The sequence below is a fragment of the Agromyces albus genome, assembly GCF_004134825.1.
GTDB classification, from domain to species: domain Bacteria; phylum Actinomycetota; class Actinomycetes; order Actinomycetales; family Microbacteriaceae; genus Agromyces; species Agromyces albus.
In genome coordinates this window covers 1-1,678 of the sequence record NZ_SDPN01000094.1, presented here as the reverse complement: position 1 = coordinate 1,678, position 1,678 = coordinate 1, and the positions used below count along the sequence as shown (strand labels likewise).

Here is a 1,678-nt window from a genome sequence, read left to right as displayed (position 1 = left end):
GGGCGGGCCTGCCCTGCCGTCGCCGGCGGCGCCGGGGGAGGAGGGGCTCACCCCGACGCGGGACACCTGCACCGGCCCGTCGACGAGCAGCCGCCCGCCGGCGAGGCCGAGTCCCGCGGCGAGCGCGAGCAGCACCGAGGCGTTCTCGGGCGCACCGACCAGGGTGCCGATCGGGGCGGTGGCGCTCGGCAGGTGGAGGAGCCCGGCAGTGAACTCGTCGGCGGAATCCGCGGCGGCGCGGACGAGCCGCACGAAGGCCGGGTCGGAGAGGAGCTCCCGGCGCTCGGCCAGCAACGCCGCGGCCGGCGTCTGCCCGATGCCGAAGAGCGACGCCAAGCCCTGCCCGGCCGCGCCGGCGAGCCCGACACTGACGATCGCCGGCGCAACCCACCCCAACGTCCACGCGCCGAACCGGCCGCCAGCCGCCCAGAGGGCGTCGATCATGCGTTCCGTGGCGCCATACCGCTCGGCGCTCTCGATGAGCGACGCGCGAAGCCGGCCGGCTCGTTCACCCGCCTCCGCAAGGCGCCACGTCGTGACCTGCAACTGCCAGCCCGGAGCCAGGCCCCCACCTACCCGCGGCTCGTCGAGGTCGAGGTCGAGGAGGCCTCTCCAGATCACGCCCACCCGCTCCGACCAATCGGTCGTGACGGTCTCGACCGCGCCGAGCCGCACGGCGTCGACGAAGAGCTCGTCGGTCGCGACGGCGGTCGATCCGCCGCCGGAGACGGTCAGCGAGTCGTCCATGCCGTCACGCCCTCCGTCGAGCCGGCCTGCGCGCGCTCGAGCTCAGCACGCACCGCCGTCTCTCGTGCCTCGAGCTCGGACCGCAATCCCCTGATGCCCTCAGCGAGCTGCGCCTCGGCCGTGACGAGCGACACCATCACGGCCTCGAGAACGGCGCGGAGCTCGTCGAGTCGTTCGACGTAGCGATCGGCCGCCGTCGACCGCCAGCCGTCGGCGCCACGGGGAACGAGCGACGCACGGCGATCACGCACGTCACCGAGCAGGGAGCGGAGCATCACGAGGTGGCGTTCTGCCGCGTCGATTCGCTCCGGGGTCGCGGCGTTGCCCGTGAGCGCGGCGATCACGGAGTCGAAGTCGGAGTCGGACACGCGACGAGTCTGGCGGCGTCGCGGCATCCGCTCGCCGCATTCTCAGAGCGCCGTACACTAGCGGGCCCGCGCCGCGCCTGTGGAGGGTGAGTCACGAGCGCGCGCCGCCTCGGCCCTCAGTCGCGCAGCACTTCCGCGAGCGCGTGGACACCGACGCGCCCGAGCGCGCCCGATGTGCCCACCGAGTCGACGATCGCACTGCCGAGCACGAGCGCCCAGCCGCGTGCGCGATCCCACGTCGCGGCATCCGTCTCCTGTCGCAGTTCGACCTCCGCCCGGAAGGCCGCCCGCCCGGCCGTGTCGAACGTGAGCCACGCGGTCGCGAGGTCGCACGCCGGGTCGCCGGCACAGACGTCGCCGAAGTCGATCACGGCCGCGAGGGCTCCGGATGCCGCGAGCACCAGATTCGCCGGATGCAAGTCGCCGTGCACCCACACGGGCGGGCCGTCCCAGGCCGGCGCCACGAGCGACTGCTCCCACACCGCGGTGAGCGCGCCCGGATCGGGAAGGCGCCCGCTCGCGAGCCGCTGCCGCACGGCGGCGTCGCGCGCCGCGAGCGGCAC

General features: G+C 74.7%; 3 protein-coding genes. All 3 read right to left on the bottom strand.

What is annotated here, in order from left to right:
- On the bottom strand, positions 1–747 hold a 747-nt coding region (locus ESP51_RS20350), incomplete at its 3' end, for a hypothetical protein (RefSeq protein WP_164990626.1).
- A complete protein-coding gene (locus ESP51_RS20345) occupies positions 732–1,115 on the bottom strand; it encodes a hypothetical protein (protein ID WP_129522675.1) in 384 nt (127 codons plus the stop codon). The genes ESP51_RS20350 and ESP51_RS20345, both read right to left, overlap by 16 nt.
- A gap of 116 nt (positions 1,116–1,231) precedes the next feature.
- On the bottom strand, positions 1,232–1,678 hold a 447-nt coding region (locus ESP51_RS20340), incomplete at its 5' end, for a phosphotransferase (RefSeq protein WP_129522674.1).